Origin of the sequence: Streptacidiphilus pinicola (assembly GCF_003258295.1) — a bacterium.
Classification (GTDB): domain Bacteria; phylum Actinomycetota; class Actinomycetes; order Streptomycetales; family Streptomycetaceae; genus Streptacidiphilus; species Streptacidiphilus pinicola.
Genome location: NZ_QKYN01000180.1, coordinates 1 through 19,973 on the forward strand (window position 1 = coordinate 1; position 19,973 = coordinate 19,973).

Sequence of the window (19,973 nt, forward strand, 5' to 3'; positions counted from 1 at the left end):
GCGGTCACCAGCGCGCCGAGCGCGGAGCAGACGGTGAGCCAGCCCGGCACGGTGAGCCGGCGGCCGGCGAGCGGGGTGAGCGCGGCGGCAGTGAAGTAGCCGGCGGCGGACGCGCCGAGCGCGGTCCCCAGCCAACGCAGGCCGCCGGACTGGTCGCTGGGCGCGGCGAAGGTGTTGCGGCAGAGCATCAGCAGCACCACCAGCAGCAGCCCGTAGCAGAACCTGAGAACCGTTACCGCGCCCAGCGCCCGGGCGGCCGGGCGGCAGTCGTGGACCAGGTGCCGGAACCCGTCGATCAGCCCGTGGGCCGTCGAGGCGACGGCGCTGCCGAGCCCCGCCTCGACGGCGGCCTCCCGCTGCTTGCTGTCAGGCCCGAGGGAGTCCCTGCCGAGCGTTCCCGCGACCAGCGCCGAGGCGGCGTAGCCGAAGCCGGCGAGGGCCACCAGCAGCGCGTTGCTGGCCGCGCCCGCGGGTAGCGCGAGGCGGACCAGGAAGGCGCCGCCGCCGCCGACCGTGGCGGCCAGCGTCCCGGCCGTGGGCGCAAGGGAGTTGGCGGCGATCAGCAGCTCGTCGGTGACCACGTGCGGCAGCGCGGCCGAGAGGCCGGCGAGCACGAACCGGTTGATGCCGGTGACCAGCAGTGCGGCGGTGAAGAAGACCCAGGTGGGCGCGTGCGCGGCCACGAGCGCGGCGGTGGCGAGGCAGAGGCACAGCCGCAGCATGTTCCCCTTCACCAGCACCTGTCGGCGGCGCCAGCGGTCCAGGAAGACTCCGGCGAAGGGGCCGATCAGGCAGAAGGGCAGCAGCAGCACCGCGAAGGCGGACGCGATGGCGGCCGGACTGGGCTGCCGCTCGGGCGAGAACACCACGTACGCGGCGAGCGCGGCCTGGAACGCTCCGTCGGCCAGCTGCGACAGCAGACGGGTGGCCAGCAGCCGCCGGAAGCCACGCAGCCGCAGCAGCGCACGCGGAAAGGGGGTCGTCGCCACCGGCCAAGCGTGGCACGCGCGGGGAGCGCTTGCACGCAACCTTCAGCAAGATCGCCAACTGTTTCACGTGCAGCAGTTCACGATCTTGGGAAGCGCGCGCTCCACAGCGGGAAGCCCGAAAGCGAGCGCCCCCGCCAGCCGGATGGCGGGCGGGGGCGTCAGCGGTGCAACAGGGGTGGCGCGTCAGCGCTCGACCTCGCCGCGGATGAACTTCTCGACGTTCTCCTTGGCCTCGTCGTCGAAGTACTGGACCGGCGGGGACTTCATGAAGTACGAGGACGCCGACAGGATCGGGCCACCGATGCCGCGGTCCTTGGCGATCTTCGCCGCGCGCACGGCGTCGATGATGACACCGGCGGAGTTCGGGGAGTCCCAGACCTCGAGCTTGTACTCCAGGTTCAGCGGAACGTCACCGAAGGCGCGACCCTCGAGGCGGACGTAGGCCCACTTGCGGTCGTCGAGCCACGCGACGTAGTCGGACGGGCCGATGTGGACGTTCTTGGCGCCCAGCTCACGGTCGCGGATCTGCGAGGTGACGGCCTGCGTCTTGGAGATCTTCTTGGACTCCAGGCGCTCGCGCTCGAGCATGTTCTTGAAGTCCATGTTGCCGCCGACGTTCAGCTGCATGGTGCGCTCGAGGATGACACCGCGGTCCTCGAAGAGCTTCGCCATCACGCGGTGCGTGATGGTCGCGCCGACCTGGGACTTGATGTCGTCACCGACGATCGGCACGCCGGCCTCGGTGAACTTGTCCGCCCACTCCTTGGTGCCGGCGATGAAGACCGGGAGGGCGTTGACGAAGGCGACCTTGGCGTCGATCGCGCACTGCGCGTAGAACTTCGCCGCGTCCTCGGAGCCGACGGGCAGGTAGCACACCAGGACGTCGACCTGGCGGTCCTTGAGGACCTGGACCACGTCGACGGGCTCGTCGGTCGACTCCTGGATGGTCTCCAGGTAGTACTTGCCGAGGCCGTCGAGGGTGTGGCCACGCTGGACCTGGACACCGGTGGTCGGCACGTCGCAGATCTTGATGGTGTTGTTCTCGGAGGCGCCGATCGCGTCCGCCAGGTCGAGGCCGACCTTCTTGGCGTCCACGTCGAACGCGGCCACGAACTCCACGTCCTTGACGTGGTAGTCACCGAACTGCACGTGCATGAGGCCCGGCACGCGGCTGTTCGGGTCGGCGTCCTTGTAGTACTCGACACCCTGCACCAGGGAAGCGGCGCAGTTGCCGACTCCCACGATGGCTACGCGAACCGAACTCATTCCGGTTGCTCCTTGTTGCTCGTGAGACTCGCGCTACGGCGGGAATCTCTGCCTTCGTCAATGCGGTACGTCTTAGGTCATGCGGTAGGTCGCTGCCGATCGCCGGCGCTCCCCCGGCCGCCCGCATGCTGCTACTGCTGGTCGCCGCCGCCCGGTGGAGCCGGGACGCGGCCGCCGCGGTTCGCGCGCTCGGTCTCGATCAGCTCGTTGAGCCAACGGACCTCGCGCTCGACCGACTCCAGGCCGTGGCGCTGCAGTTCGAGGGTGTAAGCGTCCAAGCGCTCGCGGGTGCGGGCCAGTGAGGCCCGCATCCTCTCCAGGCGTTCCTCCAGCCGGTTCCGGCGACCTTCGAGCACGCGCATGCGCACGGCACGGTCGGTCTGGCCGAAGAAGGCGAAGTGCACGCCGAAGTGCTCGTCCTCCCAGGCATCGGGACCGGAGTCGGCCAGCAGCTCCTCGAAGCGCTGCTTGCCCTCGCCGGTCAGCCGGTAGACGATCTTCGATCGCTTGCCGTTCAGGGCGGTTGCGGGGATGTACTCGGCGTCGGGGTTGTCCTCGACCAGGTAGCCCTGGGCCACGAGGCCCTTCAGGCAGGGGTAGAGCGTGCCGTAGGAGAAGGCACGGAACGAGCCGAGCAGCACGTTGAGCCGCTTGCGCAGCTCGTAACCGTGCATGGGTGAGTCGTGCAGCAGACCGAGGACGGCGAACTCCAGAATGCCCGAGCGCCTGCTCATGTTCCGGCTTCGCCTCCTTCTCCGTCTGTCCGCGGTGTACGACCCGGTCCCGCTGTCGTCATCACGAGTATGCCACTGCGATGTATCGAACCGATACATCGAGACGATATGCCGCCAGTGTGGCGGCGGCAAGAGGGCCTCCAGGTGGCGCGTGGTGGCAGGCCTCACAGTTGTTGGTTTCGCATAAGGAGAGACCGTGGAGGCCCGGGGAAGTGACGGTTCTGTGTCGCCCGAACGGGAGTTTGGGCGACCTTTGATAAGGATCTGTGGTCGATATGTCCCAAATAGGAATTGACGCCCGATTAGGGCCCTTCCCAGGCTGCGTACTCTGTCGCCTATGCAGAATGCCGCCGGGACCAACGGGAACCACAGGAGCCCCAGTGGCGTCCCCGTCCTTGGCGGACTCTGGCCTCTTCGGCCCGCGTCGCCATGGGGGATCAGGACCACCGCCTTCAGGCAGCCGCAGCGCAGCCTTCAGTCCGAGGAATAGCTGGAAGCAGCATGAGCGAACACCGGCGTAGAACGCCGCAGTCGCAGCAGCCGCAGAACGGCGGCCGCCGACCTGTGGGCCCGACCCCTTCGGGGCGCGGCCCCAGTGGTGGCGCCCGCCCGAACGACGGCCTGCCACCGCGCCGCACGGCCCGCCCGCAGCCGGGCGGGGGCACCGCCTCCCACGGCATGGGCTCTCCCACCGGCGGCACCGCGGCCCAGCCGCGGCTGACCCGCGCGGAGATGCGCCGCGCCGGCGGTGGTGGAGGCGGTGGCGGCGGCGGAGGCCGCCGCGCCGGCGGCCAACAGCCCCCACGGGGCCCGAAGCCGAAGCGTTTCATCGACTACCCGCGCTGGGGCAAGTCCGGCGTCCGCCGCTGGCTGCCCTCGTGGAAGCTCGTGACGAGCTGCTTCCTCTTCGTGTTCGCCTGCCTGACGGCGGGCCTCGGGTACGCCTACGCGCACGTCGGCATTCCCGACCCGAACGCGCAGAGCCTGAAGCAGGGCAACATCTTCTACTGGGACGACGGCAAGACCGTCATGGCCCGGACCGGTTTCAACCGGCAGAACGTGCAGATCGGCGAAGTCCCGCAGGACGTCCAGCACGACTTCTTCGCGGCCGAGGACGAGACGTTCCAGACGAACAGCGGTGTGGACCCGATGTCCATCCTGCGTGCCGTCAAGAACATGGCGACCGGCGGCAGCGTCCAGTCCGGTTCGACCATCACGCAGCAGTTCGTCAAGAACGTCTATCTGAACAGCGCTCAGACGGCCACACGTAAGTTGAGCGAGATCCTCATCTCGATAAAGATCGCCAAGGGCGGCATGTCCAAGCAGGACGTGCTCCAGGGGTATCTGAACACCAACTACTACGGTCGCGGCGCCTACGGCATCGAGGCGGCGGCCGAGGCCTACTACGGCGAGCACGCCTCGCAACTGACGGTCACGCAGGGCGCGTTCATCGCGGCCACGGTCAACGAGCCCAGCACCATGCAGAACGTGGACGCCGACTCGTCTGCCCTGCAGCGTGCGACGGGCCGTTGGCAGTACGTGCTGAACCGCATGGTCGTCAACAAGTGGATGACGCAGGCCGACCACGATGCGGCATTCAAGGCGGGCTTCCCGAAGCCCAAGCCGTGGACGCCGAACCAGTCGTTGACGGGCCAGACCGGTTACTTGGTCGAGCTCGCGCAGAACTACGCGGAGCAGCACTCCGGCGGCAACCTGACCGACGAGAAGCTGGCTCAGGGCGGCTACAGCATCTACACGACCTTCAACCAGAAGAAGGTCAACGAGCTCGTCGCCTCCGTCGCCAAGATGAAGGCGAAGAACATCGACCCGAAGAAGCGGACGGCCGACAAGGACGTCCAGGTCGGTGCCGCCTCGATCAACCCGGGGACCGGTGCGATCGTCGCGATCTACGGTGGCGACGGCGAGGACAAGGGTCACTACGTCGACAACGCGAACACCTTGGGTGTGCCGGTCGGTTCGACGTTCAAACCGATCGTGCTGGCGTCCGCCATGCAGAACGGTGCGGTCACCTCTCCGGGCGCTGCCGTGACGCCCATCACGCCAGACAGCAAGTACAACGCGGACGACTGTCTGAAGATCCATGACCAGAAGGGCAACTTCCTGCAGGACAAGTCGGGCACCTCGGCCTGCAAGGAGCCCGACGGTCTGCTGCACCAGGCCAACGACAGCACGACCATGTACGGGTACAAGACGCTGCGCTTCGCGATGGAGAACTCCATCAATACGCCGTACGTGCAGCTCGGTGAGGACGTCGGCTACGGCAACGTCCAGAAGACGGCCGAAAGCCTCGGTCTCGACAACAAGTCGCTGCAGTACGACACCGCCGGCTTCTACATCGGTACCTCGACGCCAAGTGCCATCCGCATGGCCGACGTCTACGCGACCTTCGCCAACCAGGGGAACTACCACGACCCCTACTCGGTCTCCAAGGTCAGCTATGACGGCCAGCCCACGCAGTGGTCCTCGGGCCTCACGCCGCAGACGAAGCCGGCGTTGGACCAGAACATCGCCAACACCGTGACCAACGTGCTCCAGGGCGTCGTCCAGAACGGTACGGGCACCAACGCGCAGGCGCTGAACCGTCCGGCGGCGGGTAAGACCGGTACCACTGACGACTACAAGTCGGCGTGGTTCATCGGCTACACGCCGCAGCTGTCCACCTCGGTAGTCATGTTCAAGGAAGACCCCAAGAACCAGGGTCTGCAGTCGATGAAGGGCGTCGGCGGTTTCCCGAAGGTCTTCGGTGCCGTGATGCCGACCCAGGTCTGGGTCGACTACATGACCAATGCGCTCCAGGGCCTGCCCACGAAGGACTTCACGGCGCCGACTCCGCTTCCCATGGGCGGCAACGAGCCGGGCATGCCGAGCCCGAGCCCGAGCGCCTCGGCCTCCGCCTCGGCCTCGGCGAGTGCCAGCGCGAGCGCGTCGAGTTCGGCCTCCGCGTCGGCGAGCCCGAGCTCGACCGACAACAGCGGGGGGACGAACGGCGGCAACTGTGGCGGGTTCCTCCAGCCCTCCTGCCCCTCGTCGTCGCCGACCAAGAAGCACGGCGGCAACGGTGGTGGTACCAACACCGGCACCAGCACCGGTACGACCGGTGGGACTCCTGGAACCAACGGCGGCACGACCGGGCTGCCCGGCACCACCGCGGGCGGGTAGCGAAGCACTCGCGCCGGCTCGTGAACGAAGTGAAGTGAGCACCACGCGGCCCCGACCCGGAAGGGTGGGGGCCGCGTGGTGCGTATCGGTGCCGCGGTGCATCGCGTTGTCCACAACCCCTGGAAAGGATCGTGCGGCAGGATGAGCGGTATGACGTCGAGTGACCAGCAGGCCGGCGACACCGGCCGCGGAGACGAGCCGCCGCACGACTGGGCGGAGCCCGGGACGGACGCGGAGTCCGCGCCGAGGCCGCAGCCCGTGCTGCCCGTGCCGCCGCCGGAGGACACCGTCGTCGTGCCCGCGGACGAGGACCCCGTCTCCGCCGCGGCCAGCGAGCTGATGGGCGGCGCGCCCGGCCGGCACGCGCTGCTCGGGGTGAGCTGGTGGACGGCCGCCCGCATACTCGCGGTGATCACGGTGGTGGTCTGGGCGCTCGGCATGGTGCAGAAGCTGCCCTGCTACGACAGCGGCTGGTTCTACGGCGCGTCGGCGCAGTACGACCACGCCTGCTACAGCGACATCCCGCACCTGTTCACGCTGCGCGGCTTCAACCTGCCCGGCAACATCCCCTACGTCGACAAGATCCCCGGTTCCACCGACCCGACCATGCAGTACCTGGAGTACCCGGTGATCACCGGGCTCTTCGTGTGGGGCGCGGCGCAGCTGACGCCGACGGGCGGCGGGGACGTCTACCGGGAGCAGATCTTCTACCTGGTCAACGCCGGGATGCTGCTGATCTGCGCGGTCGTGGCCGTGGTCGCCGTGTCGCGCACCCACCGCCGCCGCCCGTGGGACGCGCTGCTGTTCGCGCTCGCGCCGGTGCTGGCCCTGGACGGAACGATCAACTGGGACATGCTGGCGGTCGCGCTCGCCGCGGTCGGCATGGCCCTGTGGGCGCGGCGCTACCCCGTCTGGGCGGGCGTGCTGATCGGTCTGGCGACGGCGGCCAAGCTCTATCCGGTCTTCCTGCTGGGTCCGTTGCTGGTGCTGTGCCTGCGGGCGGGCCGGATGCGCGAGTTCGGTCAGGCCTTCGCCGGTGCGGCGGTCGCCTGGCTGATCGTCGACATCCCGTTCATGATCGCCAACTTCTCGGGCTGGGCGACCTTCTACTCGTTCAGCGAGACGCGCGGCGTGGACTTCGGCTCGTTCTGGCTGATCCTCAGCCAGAACGGCTGGCTGAACGTGCAGACCTCCACGGTCAACACGCTCGTCGCGATCCTGCTGATCCTGTTCTGCCTGGGCATCGGCTGGCTGGCCCTGGCCGCGCGCCGGCGCCCGCGCTTCGCGCAGCTGGCCTTCCTGGTGGTGGCGGCGTTCACGCTGACCAACAAGGTCTACTCGCCGCAGTACGTGCTGTGGCTGCTGCCGCTGGCGGTGCTGGCGCGGCCGCGCTGGCGGGACTTCCTGGTCTGGCAGGCCTGCGAGGTGCTGTACTTCCTCGGCGTCTGGTACTACCTGGCCTACGGCGCGTCCAGCAACCAGAAGGGCCTGCCGCCGGACTGGTACCACGCGGCGATCGCGGTGCACGTACTGGGGACGCTCTACCTGGTCGTGCTGATCGTCCGTGACGCCCTCTCCCCCGCCACCGACCCGGTCCGCGCCGACGGAAGCGACGACCCCTCCGGCGGCGTCCTCGACGGCGCCCCGGACGTCTTCACCCTCACCGGCACCAAGGTCCAGGCTGCGCCGACGGCTTCCCGTCCGACCGGCGCGACGAGCTTCGCCATGGGCAGCGCGCACATGGACGCTGACAGGTAGCCGCACCTACGCCAAGGGGCGCAGAGCCCTGCGCCCCTGGTCGGTGCGACTTCTCAGTGCCGGTCGACGATCCGGTCGAAGAGGGTCGTTGTGTGGCGCAGCGTGGCGCGGAGCTCCTCGCCCACCGTGGGCGGGGCGACCTCGCCGGGGACCCAGAGCAGGGAGACCTGCATGTGCGGGGGCTCGGCGAAGCCGAGCTTGGTGCCGTTCCAGCTGAAGGGGCTGGTGTTGCGGCCGATCGTGGCCAGGCCGGCGCGGGCGAGGTTCTTGGCGCGGGGCGTCAGACCCGACATGTTCTTGGGCGCCTCCAGGCCCACGCCGTGGGCCGTGCCGCCGGCGACGACGATCAGGTGGCCGTCGCCGGAGACGCGGTGCTGGCGGTAGCCGAAACGGTCGCCCTTGGCCATGCGGTGCACGTCCATGACCGTGCCGCGGGACTCGATCGCCTCGTGGTCGCCGAGCCACAGCTGCGTGCCGATGCGCGCGCGGAAGCGGACCTCCGGGTAGAAGCCCTGGAGCTGCTCCATCTCCGAGGCGGAGAGGTGGCTGACGAACATCGTGCGGACCGGCAGGCCCGCCGTGCGCAGCTGGTCGACCCAGCGGGCGGTCTCGCCGACCGGGTCGACGCCGTCGGGGCGGTCCATCGGCAGGTGGACCGCGAAGCCCTCCAGCCGGACGTCGTCGACGGCCATGCGCAGCTTCGGCAGGTCCTCGGGGTTGACCCCGTGGCGGCGCATGCTGGTCATGCACTCCACGATGACCCGGCCGCCGACCAGCGCGCGCACGCCGTCGACGGAGCCGACCGTGCGGATCACCCGGTGCGGCAGCGGGACCGGGTCCTCGCCGATGCGGTACGGGGTGAGCACGATCAGGTCGCGGCCGAAGTAGTCCTTCAGCTCGGCGGCCTCGTAGGCGGTGCCGACGGCGAGCATGTCGGCGCCGAGGCGGGTGGCCTCCTCGGCCAGCCGCGCGTTGCGGAAGCCGTAGCCGTTGCCCTTGGCGACCGGCACCAGGCCGGGGAAGGCCCCCAGCACCTTGCGCTGGTGGTCACGCCAGCGGGGGGTGTCCACATACATACTGAGCGCCATGGGAGGCCTTCCACGTTCCAAAGTCGGTCGTTGAAGCGTACGCGCACGAGGCGTGGGCGTAACCAGCGTCCGTCGGGTCAGCGACGCTGCATGTACATGTCGAGGGCCTTGTGCAGCAGCTTGTTGAGCGGGAAGTCCCACTCGCCCAGGTACTCGGCCGCCTGGCCGCCGGTGCCCACCTTGAACCGGATCAGGCCGAAGAGGTGGTCGGTCTCGTCCAGGGTGTCGCTGATGCCGCGCAGGTCGTAGACGGTCGCGCCGAGCGCGTACGCGTCGCGCATCATCCGCCACTGGATGGCGTTGTTCGGCTGCACCTCGCGCTTGTGCACGGTGGAGGCGCCGTACGAGTACCAGACGTGCTGGCCCACGGTGATCATGGTGGTGCCGGCCAGCGGGTCGCCCTCGTGGTACGCCAGGTAGAGGCGCATCCGGTTGGGGTCCTCGGCGGTCAGCGCGCGCCACTGGCGCTGGAAGTAGGACAGGGGGCGTGGGATGAACTGGTCGCGCTCCGCCGTCTCCAGGTAGAGCTGGTGGAAGACGGGCAGGTCGTCGTAGCCGCCCTGGACGATCTCGACGCCGGACTTTTCGGCCTTCTTGATGTTGCGGCGCCACAGCTGGTTGAAGCCCTTGAGGATGTCGTCAAGGGAGCGGTTGGCCAGCGGCACCTGGAAGACGTAGCGCGGCTGCACGTCGCCGAAGCCGGCGCCGCCGTCCTCGCCCTGCTGCCAGCCCATGCGGCGCAGCCGGTCGGCGGTGTCGATGGCGCGGGGCTCGTACCAGTCCGCCTCGATGTCGCGCAGGCGCTTGGCCTGGCCGCCGGCGATGGCGCCCTTGATGGTCTCCGCCTGCCAGCGCCGGATGATCACCGGCGGGCCCATCTTCACCGTGAAGGCGCCCTGGCTCTTGAGGTGGTCGAGCATCGGGCGGAGCCAGCCCTCGAGGTTCGGGTCGAACCAGTCGATCACCGGGCCCTCGGGCAGGTAGGCCAGGTACCGCTTGACCTTGGGCAGCTGCCGGTACAGCACCAGGCCGGCGCCCACGATCTGGTCGCGCTCGTCGAACCAGCCGATCGACTCGTTGCGCCACTCGGCCTTGACGTCGGCCCAGGAGGGCACCTGCATGTGGCTCGCGGACGGCAGGCTCCGGATGAAGGCCAGGTGCTCCTCGCGGCTGATGGTCCTCAGGCGCAGGCTCATGTGGGGGTGCTCCTCGGGCGTGGATCGCGTCAAGTGCGCAGCCTACTGCCCTGGCGGAGCACCCCATAGAGGTGACTGGCCGCTGCTGGGGGCGGTTCCTTCTGGGGGCTAGATCAGCCCGCCGTGCGCGAGGCCTATGCCGAGACCGACCGCGGCCGCGCCGCCGGCCACCACGATGACGAAGCGTTCCGCCGTCGTCGCGGACCGGTACTGTGCGAACGCCGCCGTCACCACTCCGGCCAGGCCGGACCACGAGGCCAGCATGTGCAGGCCGTGGAAGGCGCAGGTGGCGATGGCGATGACGCCGAGCACCGCGGTCACGGCGGTGAGCGTGTTCTCCAGGGGGTGGGGTTTGCCGTCGGTGTTGAACAGGGCCGCCAACGGGTTCTGGCGGACGGCTTGGCCGGCGGCACGGACCGGCGGGGCTGACTGAGCCATGGGACCGCCTCCTTAGCTCCGTAGGGAGGTCGGGCGATGACGCACAGTAGTGCGCCTCCTACCCGATGTGTACAGATTGCGGGGTTACGAGGGTGGATTTCAAGCCCCCGTTCGGGTGCCTGTAGGCTGGACCGTCTGCACCGGTGTGCGCCGTCCGGCATTGTCGTTCCCGACGTTGTCAGTGGCGGTCGCTACCGTTGCCGACGTGTATTGAAGACCCTCCTGCCACGGAAAGACCGTGGCCGCCTGAGTCCAGAGGAGGTGGGTTCCACAATGCGTCACTACGAGGTCATGGTGATCCTCGACCCGTCCGTCGAGGAGCGCGCTGTCGCCCCGCTGATCGAGAACTTCGCGAACGTCGTCAAGACTGGCGGCGGTTCGGTCGAGAAGATCGACACCTGGGGTCGTCGTCGCCTTGCGTACGAGATCAAGAAGCAGTCCGAGGGCATCTACTCCGTGCTCGACATCAAGGCTGAGCCTGCTGTCGTCAAGGAGCTGGACCGTCAGCTCAACCTGAGCGAGCAGGTGCTGCGCACCAAGGTCCTGCGCCCGGACACCCACTGAGCATTGCTGCTCCCGCCTTCGGGCGGAGCATCCGAGTAACCACTCACCACAGCTAACCCCGCACGTCTTCTCCCGAGAGGTCGAACATGGCAGGCGAGACCGTCATCACCCTTGTCGGCAACCTTGTCGACGACCCGGAGCTGCGGTTCACCCCGTCGGGTGCGGCCGTCGCGAAGTTCCGCATCGCGTCGACTCCCCGCACCTTCGACCGCCAGACCAACGAGTGGAAGGACGGCGAGAGCCTCTTCCTCACGTGCAACGTCTGGCGGCAGCCCGCGGAGAACGTGGCCGAGTCGCTGCAGCGCGGCATGCGCGTCATCGTGCAGGGCCGTCTGCGCCAGCGCTCCTACGAGACCAAGGAAGGCGAGAAGCGGACCGTCTTCGAGGTCGAGGTCGACGAGGTCGGTCCGAGCCTGCGCTCGGCGACCGCCAAGGTCACCCGCGCGCAGCGCTCCGGTGGTCCCGGCGGCGGCTTCGGCGGTGGCGGCCAGCAGGGCGGCGGCTTCGGCGGCGGTGGTGGCCAGCAGGGCGGTGGCTGGGGCGGTGGCTCCCAGTCCGGCCCGTCCGACGACCCGTGGGCGTCCAGCGCCCCGGCCGGCGGTGGCCAGCAGGGCGGCGGTGGCGGCGGCTGGGGTGCCCCGGCCGGCGGCGGTGGCGGCTACTCGGACGAGCCTCCGTTCTAGGCCTTTTGGCCGGACGGGGCTCGGCGACCGCGCTCAGCGGTCCGACCGCACTGAGCGGTCAACCCAAAACTTGATCACGAACACTGGAGTACACGATGGCGAAGCCGCCCGTGCGCAAGCCTAAGAAGAAGGTTTGCGTCTTCTGCAAGGACAAGATCACCTACGTCGACTACAAGGACACGAACCTGCTTCGCAAGTTCATCTCCGACCGTGGGAAGATCCGCGCCCGCCGGGTCACCGGCAACTGCACCCAGCACCAGCGCGACGTGGCCACGGCTGTGAAGAACAGCCGCGAGGTCGCCCTGCTGCCCTACACCTCGACCGCTCGCTGAATAGGAGGGTGACCACATCATGAAGATCATCCTCACGAACGAGGTCTCCGGCCTCGGCACCGCCGGCGACATCGTCGAGGTCAAGGACGGGTACGCCCGCAACTACCTGGTCCCGCGTGGCTTCGCCATCCGCTGGACCAAGGGCGGTCAGAAGGACGTGGACGCGATCCGTCGCGCCCGCAAGATCCACGAGATCCAGACCCTGGAGCAGGCCAACGAGGTCAAGGCCAAGCTTGAGGGCCTCGCCGTCAAGCTGGCCGTCCGCGCGGGCGACTCCGGTCGTCTGTTCGGCTCGGTGACCCCGAGCGACGTCGTCGACGCCATCAAGGCCGTCGACGGCCCGCTGGTCGACAAGCGCCGCGTCGAGATCGGCTCCCCGATCAAGACCACCGGTGCGCACCAGGTCACCGTCAAGCTGCACCCCGAGGTTGCCGCTGCCATCAGCGTCAACGTCGTCGCCGCCTGACGATCGCTCAACTGAGCTGAGCTCATTCGAGCCGAGAAGGGGCGCGGGCTTCTGCCCGCGCCCCTTCTTCTCTGCTCAGGCGCGGACGGCGCCCGTGACCAGCCAGGCGCCGGTGCGGGCGCGCAGGGCCATGGAGACGGCGCGGACCACCATGGCGAAGCCGATGGCGATCCACAGGCTCGTCAGGCTCTGCGCCCCCAGCAGCAGTGCCACCGGCGCGTACAGCAGCAGCGTCGCCAGCATCGCCCAGGCCAGATAGGGGCCGTCGCCCGCGCCCATCAGGACGCCGTCGAGGACGAACACCACGCCGCAGACCGGCTGCATCGCCCCGGCCACCACCAGCACCGGCAGCAACTGCCGTTGCACTGCCGGGTCGTTGGTGAACAGCGGCAGGTACAGCGGCTGCGCCACGATCAGCAGTGCGCCCAGCACCACGCCCGCGCCGACGCCCCACTCCACCATCCGCCGCGTCGCGGCCCGCGCGCCCGCCGCGTCGCCCGCGCCCAGCGCCCGGCCGATCAGCGCCTGCCCGGCGATGGCGATGGCGTCGAGCGCGAACGCGAGGAAGCTCCACAGCGACATCGCGATCTGGTGCGAGGCGATCGAGGTGTTGCCGAGGCGCGCCGCGACCGCCGTCGCGATCAGCAGGATCGCCCGCAGGCTCAGCGTGCGGACCAGCAGCGGGGCGCCCGCGGTCGCGCCCGCGCCGATGCCGGAGACGTCGGGGCGCAGCGCCGCCCACCAACTGCCCTCGCCGGAGTGGTCGGCGCGACTCGGCCTATTTACAAGAACGGCGCGAACGACGACCGTGAGGTAGGCGGCGGCCATGCCCCACTGCGAGATCACCGTGCCGAGCGCCGAGCCGGAGATGCCGAGGCCGGCGCCGTAGACGAGGGTCAGGTTGAGCAGCAGGTTCGAGGAGAAGCCGGCGACGGCGACGACAAGGGGGGTACGGGTGTCCTGCAGACCGCGCAGCACGCCGGTGGCGGCGAGCACCATCAGCATCGCCGGGATGCCGGCGATGCTGATCCGCAGGTAGTCGACCGCGTAGGGCGCGGCGGTCGGCGAGGCGCCGAAGGCCCGGACCACGTCCGGGGCGACGGGGATCGCGACGGCCACCACCACGACGGAGATCAGCAGCGCCAGCCAGATGCCGTCGACGCCCTGCTTGAGCGCGGCCTGCATGTCGCCGGAGCCGACCCGCCGGGCGACGGCGGCGGTGGTGGCGTAGGCGAGGAAGACGAAGACGTTGACCAGGGTCGCCAGCAGCGCGGCGGAGACGCCGAGCCCGGCGAGCTGCGCGGTGCCGAGGTGCCCGATGATGGCGGAGTCCGCCAGGAGGAACAGCGGCTCGGCGATGAGTGCGCCGAAGGCCGGGAGGGCGAGCGCGAGGATCTCGCGGTCGAGGGGGCGCTGGCGCAGTCTCATGGTCCTACCGTAGTCATCCACAGGTAATGGGCGCAACTGATTGTTGGTCATTACCTACTGCTGCGCGCCGGAGTCACTCGTGCACCGTTTGTCATGATCTTCGACCCTCTGGCGAAGTTTTTCCGCAGGGGTTGTCGAGGTCGACATTCTCGCAGGTCAGGTCGGTGATGTGGGCGGCCGGGCCGGCTTGTCCACAGGTTGTCCCCCGCGTCGTGCACAGCCTGGAGGCAGTTCTCCACAGGTAGCGAGCGGTCATCCACACCCCCTGTGGATAACCATCTTGGCCATTGTCGGACCCGTGCCGTTGAATGGAGCGCTACGGCACGGTAGGGCAGCACGGCAGTGGAAGGCGGCACCGATGAGCGGGGCACCGTACGACGACGGCGGGTTCGAGGACGTCCCCCCGCCGCCGGAGGACGAGTGGCCCCCGCCCGGCGTTCCCACCGACGACGGTCCGGGCGACCGGCTGCCCTTCTCCCGCCGCCGCGAGGGCGGCGGCGAGCGCCGGGGGAACGGTTCCGCCGACGGCTCCGGCCGCGGCGGCGGTTCGGGCTCGGGATCCGGGCCCGGGTCGGGGTCCGGACCGGACTCCTCCCGTTCCGACGCGGGCTTCGAGCGCGTCCCCCCGCAGGACCTCGCCGCCGAGCAGTCCGTCCTCGGCGGCATGCTGCTGTCCAAGGACGCCATCGCGGACGTCGTCGAGATCCTCAAGCCCGGCGACTACTACCGCCCGGCCCACGAGCTGATCTACAGCGCCATCCTCGACCTCTACGCCCGCGGCGAGCCGGCCGACCCGATCACCGTCGCCAGCGAGCTCGTCAAGCGTGGCGAGATCACCCGCGTCGGCGGGCCCTCCTACCTGCACACCCTGGTCAACTCGGTCCCCACGGCGGCCAACGCCGAGTACTACGCCGAGATCGTCCACGAACGCGCGGTCCTGCGCCGCCTCGTGGAGGCGGGCACCCGCATCGCCGGCCTCGGCTACGCCGCCGAGGGCGACGTCGACGAGATCGTCAACCGCGCCCAGGCGGAGATCTATGCCGTCACCGAGCAGCGCACGAACGAGGACTACGCCCCCCTGGCCGACATCATGGAGGGCGCGCTCGACGAGATCGAGTCCATTGGCTCGCGCAGCGGCCAGATGTCCGGAGTCCCGACCGGGTTCGCCGACCTCGACTCCCTGACCAACGGTCTCCATCCGGGCCAGATGATCGTCGTCGCGGCAAGGCCCGCGATGGGCAAGTGCATTGAAGGTTCAACTAAATTGGTCGAGGTCACGAGCGGCCAGCGAATCACCGTTGCGGACTTCGTCGCCCGGGGCCGAGCCGGTGAGGCCTTGGAGGTCCACACCCTTGGGGAGGACTGGCGGCTCCGCAGCGTTCGGCCTTCCGATTTCATTCCGAACGGCCGCCGTACGGTGCTCCGCCTGACAACGCAGCTCGGTCGATCCATCACCGCGACGCCCAACCACCCGTTCCGCACCCTGCGCGGCTGGGCGAACCTGGAGGACCTGCGTCCCGGCGACCGGATCGCCGTAGCCCGTACCCTCCCGGCGGCGGCGTCCAAGGAGCTGTCCGGCCCCCTGGTCGCCCTGACTGGTTACCTGCTGGGCGACGGATGCATCACCGGCACGCACAACGCGCCTCGGCTGCGTGTTCTTGACCCGATGATCCGCGAGGAGGCCATCAGGCTGGGCCGCGAGCTCGGTCTCGATGTTCGCTCCCGTCAGCCCAAGCCGTGCACGCTCGGTGAGCGGTGCGGGCAGGAGGGGGAGCATCAGCATGCGACCGAGCTTGCCTTCTGCGCTCCCCAGGGCATGCTCACCGTTCTCGAAGAGCACCTGGACGCCTGGGATCTTTGGGGGACGAACAGCCACACCAAGTTCGTCCCGGACGACTTCTTCCGCCTCCCCGAGGCGCAGATCGCCCTCTTCCTGTCGCGTCTCTACGCCACGGACGGCTGGGCGTCCGTCTCCAAGCCCGCCAACCAGCCGCAGATCGGGTACTGCTCGGTCAGCGAGCGGCTCGCGCGCGACGTCGCGCATTTGCTGCTGCGGCTGGGCATCGTCGCCAAGGTCGTCGAGCGGACCGTCGGCTACCGGGGTGAGCGGCGGCGCGCCTTCCAGGTGCTGATCCACGACGTCGACCAGATCCGCACGTTCGCGGCGCGGGTCGGCATCTTCTCCAAGGAGCGCCAGGTCGAGGAGGTGCTCGCCGCCTGTGGCGGGCGCGTCGGTCAGCCGAACCTCGACCTGATCCCGGGCGAGGTCTGGGAGTTGATCAAGGCCGAGAAGGGCGACCGCAGTTGGGCGGAGATCAGCGCCCGAACGGGCCGCCCGCGCAACCACAACTGGCACGTGGGCCAGCAGGTCAGCCGCCACCGCCTGCTGGAGCTGGCCAAGGCGCTGGACTCCCGTGCTCTGCTCGACATCGCCACGTCGGACGTGCAGTGGGACCGCGTCGAGTCCATCGTCCCGGCCGGTGAGGGGGACGTCTACGACCTGACGATCGACGGGACCCACAATTTCGTGGCGGACGACTTTATCGTCCACAACTCGACGCTGGCGCTGGACTTCGCGCGTTCCTGTTCCATCAAGCACAAGATCCCGAGCGTCTTCTTCTCCCTCGAGATGGGGCGCAACGAGATCGCGATGCGTCTGCTGTCGGCGGAGGCCCGCGTCGCGCTGCACCACATGCGCACCGGTGCGATGACGGACGAGGACTGGACCCGACTCGCGCGCCGCATGCAGGACTTGAACGACTCCCCGCTCTACATCGACGACTCCCCGAACCTGTCGATGATGGAGATCCGCGCCAAGTGCCGTCGGCTCAAGCAGCGCAACGACCTGCGTCTGGTCGTCATCGACTACCTCCAGCTGATGCAGAACGGCGGCTCCCGCCGGGCCGAGAGCCGGCAGCAGGAGGTCTCGGAGATGTCCCGAAACCTCAAGCTGCTGGCCAAGGAGCTGGAGCTGCCGGTCATCGCGCTCTCGCAGCTGAACCGTGGCCCCGAACAGCGCACCGACAAGCGGCCGATGGTGTCGGACCTCCGCGAGTCGGGCTCGATCGAGCAGGACGCTGACATGGTCATCCTGCTGCACCGCGAGGACGCCTACGAGAAGGAGTCCCCCCGCGCGGGCGAGGCCGACCTGATCGTGGCCAAGCACCGTAACGGCCCGACGGCGACGATCACCGTGGCGTTCCAGGGCCACTATTCGAGGTTCGTGGACATGGCGCAGAGCTGAGTGCGCCGGCGGGTGACCGATTCGTTCAAGACCGGGGGGCGGGCGGCTGCCTAGGCTCGTGGTCATGGAGAACATCAGGGCAGATTCCGCGGCAGCGCCGCAGTTCGCGTTCGTCGGGTTGGTCGTCTCGGACATGGCCGCGTCGGTGGGGTTCTACCGGCGGTTGGGTCTGGGGTTCGCCGAAGGAGCGGAGGCGCAGGGGCATGCCGAGGCGGCGTTGCCCGGCGGGCTGCTGTTGGTGCTGGACAGTGAGGAGACGGTGCGGTCGTTCCACCCCGAGTGGCGGGCGCCCGAGGCCGGGGGACGGGTGGGGATCGCGTTCCGGTGTGCCGGGCCGGAGCAGGTGGACGCCGTGTACGAGGAGTTGGTCGGGGCCGGGTACCACGGGGAGTTGAAGCCGTGGGACGCGTTCTGGGGTCAGCGGTACGCGACGGTGCGCGACCCGGACGGGAACGGTGTGGACCTGTTGGCGCCGTTGGCGTCCGGCGCGGCGTTCAGCCGGTGAGCAGGGCGGTGACTGAGGAGCCGGTGAACTCGCGGACGTCGCGGGCGAAGTGGGCCTGGTCGGCGTAGCCGGCGCGGGCGGCGGTGTCGGCGAGGGGCGTGCCGGCGCGAGCCAGGGTGAGGGCGCGCTGGAGGCGCAGGATCCGGGCGAGGGTCTTCGGGCCGTAGCCGAAGGCGTCGAGGGACCGGCGGTGGAGCTGGCGGGGGCCGAGGCCGACGTGGTCGGCGGTCGTGGTGACGGAGTGGCCCGAGGTCAGTGAGGCGACGACGGCGCGCAGCAGCGGATCGGGGGCCGGCCCGGTGGCGGCGAGGCGCAGCGCGAGTGCCTCGAGGGCGGCGGCCGGATCGGGCGCGGCGTCGATCCGCGCGGTGAGGCGGCGCACGTCGGCCGTGGGCAGCAGCGGCAGGTCCGCGAGGTCGACGCGGAGGTCGCGCAGTTCGTGGGCGGGGACGCCCAGCAGGGCGGGTGCCGTGCCGGGGTGGAAGCGGATTCCGGCCCAGGGGCCGGACAGTCCGGGGCCGGGTGTGTAGGCGTGGGTGTCGGGGCCGGCCACGAGCAGTCGGCCCTCGGTCCACAACAGGTCCATGCAGCCGTCGGGCAGCACCGACTCGGTGGAGACCGCACTCGCGTCCGCCGCGAGAGTCGCGCCGTGGGTCCAGACGACGGCGCCCGGGAACCGCGAGGGTCGCTCGGCGTACGGGCCGTACTCGGAGCTGGGCACAGGACGAGGCTACGTCCAAGGGGGCCGGGCCCGCGCCTCGTAGACTCCTTCGCGTGATCTACCGGGGGGAGTCATGACCGAAGCCGTCCTGGAGGGCGAGGCGACGCGGGCGGGGGCCGCCGAGGCGCGGCGGGTGTCCACGCTGGAGCTCTTCTTCGACCTCGTCTTCGTCTTCACCATCACGCAGTTGACCGTGCTGCTGGTCGATGACCTGTCGTTTCCGCAGGCCGGACGGGTGCTGCTGATCTTCGCGGTGCTGTACTGGATGTACGGGGCGTACGCGTACCTGACGAACCAGGTGCCGCCGGAGACGACCGGGCGCCGACTGCTGCTGGTGGTCGGCATGTTCGGGTTCCTGACCTGCGCGCTGGCGTTGCCGCAGGTGTTCGGCTCGGACGGGGTCGCGTTCGGGCTGGGGTTCGTGCTGGTGACGGCGGTGCACAGCGCGCTGTACGCGCTGATCCACCGTCAGTACGTGCTGAGCTTCGCGGTGACGAACCTCGCGGCGGCCGGCTGCGTCACGGCGGCCGGGGTCGTGCACGGGATGGGGCACGGGCGGGGACACGGGTGGGCGGCGGACGGGCTGTGGGTGGCGGCGGTGCTGCTGCACCAGGTGACGCCGGCGCTGTCCAGTCGGGTGACGGGCCGTTACGAGGGCGGAACGGCGATCGTGACGGAGGCGGTCGGCGGGCTGGATCCGGCGCACTTCGTGGAGCGCCACGGCCTGTTGCTGATCATCGCGTTCGGTGAGTCGGTGGTGGCCATCGGCGTGGGCGCGACCGGGGCGCGCATCGACGGTCCGCTGCTGTTGGCGGTGGGCCTGGCGCTGGCGCTCGCCGCCGCGCTGTGGTGGACGTACTTCGTCGGGGACGAGGCGGCGGCGGAGGCGGCGCTGCACCGGGTGTCGGGGCTGCCCCGGTTCCGGCTGGCGATGGCGGCCTACTACTACAGCTTCATCCCGATGCTGCTCGGGGTGGCGCTGCTGGCCGCCGGGGTGAAGAAGGCGATCGGGCATCTCGCGCACCCGCTGCCGTTCGCGCCGGCGGTCGCCTTGGCGGGCGGTGTCGCGTTGTTCCTGGCCGGCAACGTCGCCTTCCGCGCGGCGCTGCGGATCGCGCCGCTGCGCTTCCGCGTCGGGGCGGTCGTCGCCTCGGCGGCGACGGTTCCGCTGGGGCGGTGGACGCCGGTGGCCCAGTTCCTCGGGCTGACGCTGGTGTTGGTGGCCATGTTGCTGCTGGAGGCCGCCGGCGCCCATGCCGACGCCCATGCCGAACCCCCCGCCGACAGGCGGGCGAGCGCGGCGGTGGACGCGGGCGGGGACGCGGGCGGGGTCGCCGCGGGGTGAGGCTCAGCGCGGCTGGGGGCCGCCGAGCTTGTCCGG

17 protein-coding genes are annotated in these 19,973 nt (G+C 69.8%); 9 read left to right on the forward strand and 8 right to left on the reverse strand.

Annotated elements, in window-relative coordinates:
- From DN069_RS34740 to DN069_RS34750, 3 genes are all read right to left on the reverse strand, one after another.
- Nucleotides 1–989 (reverse strand): MFS transporter (locus DN069_RS34740; protein ID WP_111507235.1); only part of this gene is annotated, 989 nt, incomplete at its 3' end.
- Nucleotides 990–1,172: 183 nt separating this feature from the next.
- Nucleotides 1,173–2,255: an inositol-3-phosphate synthase gene (locus DN069_RS34745; RefSeq protein ID WP_111507236.1), complete on the reverse strand. Its 1,083-nt coding sequence runs from the start codon at nt 2,253–2,255 to the stop codon at nt 1,173–1,175.
- Between the two features lie 131 nt (nt 2,256–2,386).
- Nucleotides 2,387–2,989 carry a PadR family transcriptional regulator gene (locus DN069_RS34750; RefSeq protein ID WP_111507237.1) on the reverse strand — a complete coding sequence of 201 codons (603 nt, stop codon included), beginning with the start codon at nt 2,987–2,989 and terminating at the stop codon, nt 2,387–2,389.
- A gap of 678 nt (nt 2,990–3,667) precedes the next feature.
- Between DN069_RS34750 and DN069_RS34755 the strand changes: the two genes are divergently transcribed.
- Both DN069_RS34755 and DN069_RS34760 read left to right on the forward strand, forming a co-directional pair.
- Nucleotides 3,668–6,169 carry a transglycosylase domain-containing protein gene (locus tag DN069_RS34755; RefSeq protein WP_111507238.1) on the forward strand — a complete coding sequence of 834 codons (2,502 nt, stop codon included), beginning with the start codon at nt 3,668–3,670 and terminating at the stop codon, nt 6,167–6,169.
- Between the two features lie 150 nt (nt 6,170–6,319).
- The gene (locus DN069_RS34760) at nt 6,320–7,927 is read left to right on the forward strand and encodes a glycosyltransferase family 87 protein (RefSeq protein ID WP_111507239.1); all 1,608 of its coding nucleotides are present in this window, start codon (nt 6,320–6,322) and stop codon (nt 7,925–7,927) included.
- A gap of 53 nt (nt 7,928–7,980) precedes the next feature.
- Here the strand turns inward: DN069_RS34760 and DN069_RS34765 are convergent, their stop codons facing one another.
- From DN069_RS34765 to DN069_RS34775, 3 genes are all read right to left on the reverse strand, one after another.
- Nucleotides 7,981–9,015 (reverse strand): alanine racemase, encoded by a 1,035-nt coding sequence (locus DN069_RS34765; RefSeq protein WP_111507240.1) that lies wholly within the window; start codon nt 9,013–9,015, stop codon nt 7,981–7,983.
- Between the two features lie 77 nt (nt 9,016–9,092).
- Complete coding sequence (locus DN069_RS34770; RefSeq protein ID WP_111507241.1) at nt 9,093–10,211, reverse strand: lipid II:glycine glycyltransferase FemX; 1,119 nt, start codon at nt 10,209–10,211, stop codon at nt 9,093–9,095.
- A 108-nt stretch (nt 10,212–10,319) separates the two neighbouring features.
- Nucleotides 10,320–10,649, reverse strand: a complete 330-nt coding sequence (locus tag DN069_RS34775) for a hypothetical protein (protein ID WP_165845774.1) — start codon at nt 10,647–10,649, stop codon at nt 10,320–10,322.
- Nucleotides 10,650–10,922: 273 nt separating this feature from the next.
- Between DN069_RS34775 and rpsF the strand changes: the two genes are divergently transcribed.
- The 4 genes from rpsF (at nt 10,923) to rplI (ending at nt 12,694) form a co-directional block, all read left to right on the forward strand.
- Nucleotides 10,923–11,213 (forward strand): 30S ribosomal protein S6, encoded by a 291-nt coding sequence (gene rpsF / locus DN069_RS34780; protein WP_042366696.1) that lies wholly within the window; start codon nt 10,923–10,925, stop codon nt 11,211–11,213.
- An 86-nt stretch (nt 11,214–11,299) separates the two neighbouring features.
- A complete protein-coding gene (locus DN069_RS34785) occupies nt 11,300–11,896 on the forward strand; it encodes a single-stranded DNA-binding protein (RefSeq protein WP_111507242.1) in 597 nt (198 codons plus the stop codon).
- Nucleotides 11,897–11,991: 95 nt separating this feature from the next.
- Entirely contained in the window at nt 11,992–12,228 is a 237-nt protein-coding gene (rpsR, locus tag DN069_RS34790) for a 30S ribosomal protein S18 (RefSeq protein ID WP_030254746.1), read from the forward strand.
- 19 nt (nt 12,229–12,247) lie between these two features.
- Nucleotides 12,248–12,694, forward strand: coding sequence for a 50S ribosomal protein L9 (gene rplI / locus DN069_RS34795; protein ID WP_111507243.1), 447 nt, complete (start codon nt 12,248–12,250; stop codon nt 12,692–12,694).
- Nucleotides 12,695–12,769: 75 nt separating this feature from the next.
- Here rplI and DN069_RS34800 read toward each other — a convergent pair whose 3' ends face one another.
- Nucleotides 12,770–14,122 (reverse strand): MATE family efflux transporter, encoded by a 1,353-nt coding sequence (locus DN069_RS34800; protein ID WP_111507244.1) that lies wholly within the window; start codon nt 14,120–14,122, stop codon nt 12,770–12,772.
- 358 nt (nt 14,123–14,480) lie between these two features.
- Here DN069_RS34800 and dnaB point away from each other — a divergent pair, with 358 nt between their 5' ends.
- Together dnaB and DN069_RS34810 are read left to right on the forward strand one after the other, a co-directional pair.
- Nucleotides 14,481–17,366, forward strand: a complete 2,886-nt coding sequence (gene dnaB, locus DN069_RS34805; RefSeq protein ID WP_243640174.1) for a replicative DNA helicase — start codon at nt 14,481–14,483, stop codon at nt 17,364–17,366.
- A gap of 64 nt (nt 17,367–17,430) precedes the next feature.
- Nucleotides 17,431–17,871: a VOC family protein gene (locus tag DN069_RS34810; RefSeq protein ID WP_111507249.1), complete on the forward strand. Its 441-nt coding sequence runs from the start codon at nt 17,431–17,433 to the stop codon at nt 17,869–17,871.
- Here DN069_RS34810 and DN069_RS34815 read toward each other — a convergent pair.
- Entirely contained in the window at nt 17,861–18,592 is a 732-nt protein-coding gene (locus tag DN069_RS34815; protein WP_111507245.1) for a helix-turn-helix transcriptional regulator, read from the reverse strand. The genes DN069_RS34810 and DN069_RS34815 overlap by 11 nt on opposite strands.
- Before the next feature lie 73 nt (nt 18,593–18,665).
- Between DN069_RS34815 and DN069_RS34820 the strand changes: the two genes are divergently transcribed.
- Nucleotides 18,666–19,937 (forward strand): low temperature requirement protein A, encoded by a 1,272-nt coding sequence (locus DN069_RS34820; RefSeq protein ID WP_111507246.1) that lies wholly within the window; start codon nt 18,666–18,668, stop codon nt 19,935–19,937.
- The last annotated feature ends 36 nt before the right edge of the window (nt 19,938–19,973 follow it).

Bases quoted from the DNA above. Each gene is read 5' to 3' on its own strand.
- DN069_RS34800 (WP_111507244.1), bottom strand. From the start codon at position 14,122: ATGAGACTGCGCCAGCGCCCCCTCGACCGCGAGATCCTCGCGCTCGCC.
- DN069_RS34810 (WP_111507249.1), top strand. From the start codon at position 17,431: ATGGAGAACATCAGGGCAGATTCCGCGGCAGCGCCGCAGTTCGCGTTC.
- rplI (WP_111507243.1), top strand. From the start codon at position 12,248: ATGAAGATCATCCTCACGAACGAGGTCTCCGGCCTCGGCACCGCCGGC.
- DN069_RS34770 (WP_111507241.1), bottom strand. From the start codon at position 10,211: ATGAGCCTGCGCCTGAGGACCATCAGCCGCGAGGAGCACCTGGCCTTC.
- rpsF (WP_042366696.1), top strand. From the start codon at position 10,923: ATGCGTCACTACGAGGTCATGGTGATCCTCGACCCGTCCGTCGAGGAG.
- DN069_RS34775 (WP_165845774.1), bottom strand. From the start codon at position 10,649: ATGGCTCAGTCAGCCCCGCCGGTCCGTGCCGCCGGCCAAGCCGTCCGC.
- DN069_RS34785 (WP_111507242.1), top strand. From the start codon at position 11,300: ATGGCAGGCGAGACCGTCATCACCCTTGTCGGCAACCTTGTCGACGAC.
- DN069_RS34745 (WP_111507236.1), bottom strand. From the start codon at position 2,255: ATGAGTTCGGTTCGCGTAGCCATCGTGGGAGTCGGCAACTGCGCCGCT.
- DN069_RS34820 (WP_111507246.1), top strand. From the start codon at position 18,666: ATGACCGAAGCCGTCCTGGAGGGCGAGGCGACGCGGGCGGGGGCCGCC.
- rpsR (WP_030254746.1), top strand. From the start codon at position 11,992: ATGGCGAAGCCGCCCGTGCGCAAGCCTAAGAAGAAGGTTTGCGTCTTC.
- DN069_RS34765 (WP_111507240.1), bottom strand. From the start codon at position 9,015: ATGGCGCTCAGTATGTATGTGGACACCCCCCGCTGGCGTGACCACCAG.
- dnaB (WP_243640174.1), top strand. From the start codon at position 14,481: ATGAGCGGGGCACCGTACGACGACGGCGGGTTCGAGGACGTCCCCCCG.
- DN069_RS34755 (WP_111507238.1), top strand. From the start codon at position 3,668: ATGGGCTCTCCCACCGGCGGCACCGCGGCCCAGCCGCGGCTGACCCGC.
- DN069_RS34760 (WP_111507239.1), top strand. From the start codon at position 6,320: ATGACGTCGAGTGACCAGCAGGCCGGCGACACCGGCCGCGGAGACGAG.
- DN069_RS34750 (WP_111507237.1), bottom strand. From the start codon at position 2,989: ATGAGCAGGCGCTCGGGCATTCTGGAGTTCGCCGTCCTCGGTCTGCTG.